Annotated in this window: 5 protein-coding genes; 4 read left to right on the forward strand and 1 reads right to left on the reverse strand. The window is 42.4% G+C overall.

The window, feature by feature from the left end:
- A partial coding sequence (locus tag CVN76_RS25555) for a ParB/RepB/Spo0J family partition protein (RefSeq protein ID WP_157805802.1) occupies positions 1-518 on the forward strand: 518 nt, incomplete at its 5' end.
- A 58-nt stretch (positions 519-576) separates the two neighbouring features.
- Positions 577-1,278: a DUF554 domain-containing protein gene (locus CVN76_RS25560; protein WP_100533552.1), complete on the forward strand. Its 702-nt coding sequence runs from the start codon at positions 577-579 to the stop codon at positions 1,276-1,278.
- Between the two features lie 374 nt (positions 1,279-1,652).
- Here the strand turns inward: CVN76_RS25560 and yyaC are convergent, their stop codons facing one another.
- Positions 1,653-2,288 carry a spore protease YyaC gene (yyaC, locus tag CVN76_RS25565; RefSeq protein ID WP_100533553.1) on the reverse strand — a complete coding sequence of 212 codons (636 nt, stop codon included), beginning with the start codon at positions 2,286-2,288 and terminating at the stop codon, positions 1,653-1,655.
- A 381-nt stretch (positions 2,289-2,669) separates the two neighbouring features.
- Between yyaC and CVN76_RS25570 the strand changes: the two genes are divergently transcribed.
- Together CVN76_RS25570 and CVN76_RS25575 are read left to right on the forward strand one after the other, a co-directional pair.
- Positions 2,670-3,506 carry a mechanosensitive ion channel family protein gene (locus CVN76_RS25570; protein WP_100533554.1) on the forward strand — a complete coding sequence of 279 codons (837 nt, stop codon included), beginning with the start codon at positions 2,670-2,672 and terminating at the stop codon, positions 3,504-3,506.
- A gap of 20 nt (positions 3,507-3,526) precedes the next feature.
- Positions 3,527-3,724, forward strand: a complete 198-nt coding sequence (locus tag CVN76_RS25575; protein WP_057914158.1) for a DUF951 domain-containing protein — start codon at positions 3,527-3,529, stop codon at positions 3,722-3,724.
- The last annotated feature ends 205 nt before the right edge of the window (positions 3,725-3,929 follow it).

Genomic DNA, 3,929 nt, shown 5'->3' on the forward strand with positions numbered 1-3,929 from the left:
AACGGGAAGATTTAAACCCGATCGAGGAAGCGGCGGCCTATCAAACGCTGCTGGAAAAACTGGAATTCACCCAGGAGCAGCTGGCCAACCGGCTGGGGAAAAGCCGGCCCCATATTGCCAACCATGTGCGATTGCTATCGCTGCCTGAAGGGATAAGGAGCCATATCTCAGCGGGCAAACTGTCGATGGGACATGGCCGGGCATTACTGGGCATCAAGAACAAGGAAATGCTTAAGCCTGTAGTGGATAAAATCCTCAAAGAAGGAATGAATGTAAGACAGCTGGAGCAATACATACATCAATTGAACGATCGCGTTTCACGTGAAACGAAACCAAATAAACAAGAGAAAAAAGATATTTTCATAAAACAGCGCGAGACAAGCCTTCGCGAAAGGCTGGGAACCAGTGTAACGATAAAGCAGAGCAAGAAAAAAGGGAAAATAGAAATCGAATTTTTTTCAAAAGAAGATCTAGAGCGGATTCTGGACTTGATCGATCAAGAGAACCTTTCCTCATAACTTGGAAAATGGCATGTCGATTTATTTTTTCACTGTCGAAAAATGGGTGAATTAGATGATGGTTTTATTAGGTACTTTGGTGAATGGTGCGTGCATTTTAATCGGTTCAATTTTGGGAAGGTATTTACAGCATATACCTGAAAAGATAAAAGAAACGGTCATGAGTGGAATCGGCTTGGCCATCATGGTTTTAGGCTTGCAGATGGGATTGAAAAGTGAGCAGTTCATTCTTGTCATTTTAAGCATCGTTGGGGGCGCTGCCCTTGGCGAATGGGTCAATCTTGAAGGCAGGCTGAATTCTTTAGGGAATTGGATCGAGCGCAGGATGAAGGCCAAGGAAGGGACTTCGATTTCGCAGGGGTTTGTAACGGCTACGCTCATATTCGGGATTGGGGCGATGGCGATTATCGGTGCCCTGGATAGCGGGATCCGGAATAATCATGATGTTTTGATAACGAAAGCGATCATTGATGGGTTTACTGCACTTGTCCTTGCCAGCACGCTAGGGATAGGTGTCCTCTTTTCAGCATTTCCGATCATCATTTATGAAGGTTTCATTGCAATCTTTTCAAGACAAATCAACACGATGATACCGACTGCCTTAATGGATTCGTTCATACAGGAAATGACCGCAACGGGGGGCGTCATGATATTGGCGATAGGCCTGAACATTATCGGCATCACCAAAATCAGGGTCGCAAACCTGCTTCCGGGCATCCTCGTTACCGCCATTCTCGTCACGATCATGTATTATGTATAAACAAGAAGGAAGGGACATTCCCTTCCTTCTTGTAATTGGTTTCGTTCTTGTCAAATTTTTTTAATGGAAAAGCGCGTCTACGAGCGGGGGTAAGCGGAACCGCCTCTGGATAAGCGATGAACGGCCGGAAAACGGCACTGCCTCTCTTTACAATCCGTTCACATTATACATCCCTTAAAAAATAGGCAAACTCGATTTTCATCGAGTTTGCCTCCAGTCTAAAAGGATCTTAAATGGAAGATCCTTTTTTATTTTCTAAAACCAATGTTAGTGTTCAGTGGCACTACCTCTTCAGTCATTTCAGTTGCTTCCAGTCATTTATGTTTCACAATATAAGGAGTGAATCTTGATCTGATCAGTCTATACACGATTCATTAAAGGGTTTTTTCTTGCTTCAATGCCCAAGTGAATGGCGTGATGGCTGGTTTTGCTTGATAAAGATTTTGCGCCTCATCAATCCCTGCGGCAATGGTTTTGGCCATTTTCAGCACAAGATTGAGACGGGTGTTTTGCAGGACCATGAATTCCATGAATCCACTGACATTGACGATTCCCGTGATATGGGCATTACCAACGGAAGGAAGATCTTTATTGACTCCAGCACCGGGTTTCACGGGGCCTTGCCCGATTTGGACGATGCCAACGCTTTTCAGTTTACCTAAGCAAGCATCGATGCCTATGATAAAGGAATCAGTATGAATCTTATTTATCTCGTTCAATTTCTCCTGCAAATTCATTGCATGGATAGGGTCGTCCAGAGTCCCATACACATGGAAAGGAGAAGAGCTGTTTTGCGTTTTCTCGCTTAGCAGAGTGCCGACAAGCGGTCCGAGTGAATCGCCTGTAGATCGGTCCGTGCCGATGCAGACAATGACGATGGGCTGAAGCTTTCCGGTTGGCAGAAGGTTGATCAATTCCTGGGAAATTTGTTTGGATGCATCCGTATCTTCATGAAGGATGCGACTCAATCTATTTTTATTAGTATGAAATAGACTAGAATTCAGATTCATCGACTCAGCTCCTTTATTTTATTCGGTATTACAGTATACGGATAAAAAGGGGAAAATATACGGCATTAATGTTATCGGTGAGGGGATATTTTGTAGAGCCTGCAAACGGGCGAAGGGGAGATGGATAGATGTTTCTTCCATTCTACCAATTGCTTTCTATATATTCTGGTGCTTTATCATCTGGGAAAAAACGTCTAATTCTTTTACCTCTATACCCATATTTTTTTTGTACAGAAACCCTTATTTCTTGTTAAAATAGAGAAAACTTCTTTTAATCATGGTTAGTTTAAGGCAAAAGGGGTACAGGGAATACGTCCATAAAAGAAAATCATAGAGAAGAAAAAAAGCTTTGCAGCATTATGCAAGAGGTAGGAGGAAAACATGAGCCGCATGTATGATAACGTTACAAACGAATTATTGGATGAAAAGATATGGTTGTTGATAGGCGAGGGCATTATTAAAATCTTCCTTGTTCTATTGTTATCGCGTATTATTATTACTATAGGAAAGACCCTTTTAAATAAATTCTTCAAAGCACGTTCAAGAACTCCGATTCGGGTTTCGGAGCGCAGGGAAACGACCCTCATAAAATTGCTGGAAAATATCATTACCTATGTGATCAATTTCATCGCTTTGATGATGATCCTTGAAATTTTTGGACTTCATGTAATGCCATTGCTTGCTGGTGCAGGGGTAATCGGCTTGGCCATCGGGTTTGGTGCCCAAAGTTTGGTCAAGGATATCATTACAGGATTTTTCGTGATTTTTGAAGATCAATTTTCGGTTGGTGATTATATTAAGATCAATACCTATGAGGGAGAAGTCATTGAAATCGGGCTTCGGACAACGAAAATTAAAAGTGACGCAGGCGAATTGCACTTCATCCCTAACGGCAGCATCATTCAAGTCACCAACTATTCGATTTTGAACAGCAAGGCGGTCGTTGATGTGACAATCGCCAATGATGGATCGATCGAGCGTGCCGAAAGGGTTCTGATTGAGCTTTTAAACAGCATGGAAGGCAAATACGATGCCCTGGTTAAAGCTCCTGAATTTTTGGGGATCGAAACGATAAATCCTGATGAAGTCGTCCTTCGGGTTACAGCGGAAACCAAGCCATTGCAAAATGTCGAATTCAGCAGGGTTTTGAGAAAAGAAATAAGTGCTGCCCTCGATTTAATCGGGATTAAATCCACTTACAGTGGCAGCGAGTCGTAGAATTAGGGGGCTCAATGGTCATGGAGGAAAAAGAATTTGCGCTGAACGATATCGTGGAAATGAAAAAACCACATCCGTGCGGTGTGAATAAGTGGAAAATCATTCGCCTAGGCATGGATATCCGGATAAAATGTGAAGGCTGCGGCCACAGCGTAATGCTTGCACGACGTGAATTCGCAAAGAAAATGAAAAAAGTCCTGGAAAAGCATGAGAAGTGATCATGCTTTTTTCTTTATGTGAAAGTAGTCCTTCCATCTCAATGATTTACTTGTCTTTTTAGGAAGCGAAATCTATAATTGGGAAAGGTTTAGGTAATTGGATGGTGCTTATAGAAGATCAATCCTTTTTCCATATGTACGAACTATCTTGAAGGAGTGAAATATAAATGGCTTTAACAGCTGGTATTGTCGGTTTGCCTAACGT

The organism is Bacillus sp. mrc49, from assembly GCF_002803435.1.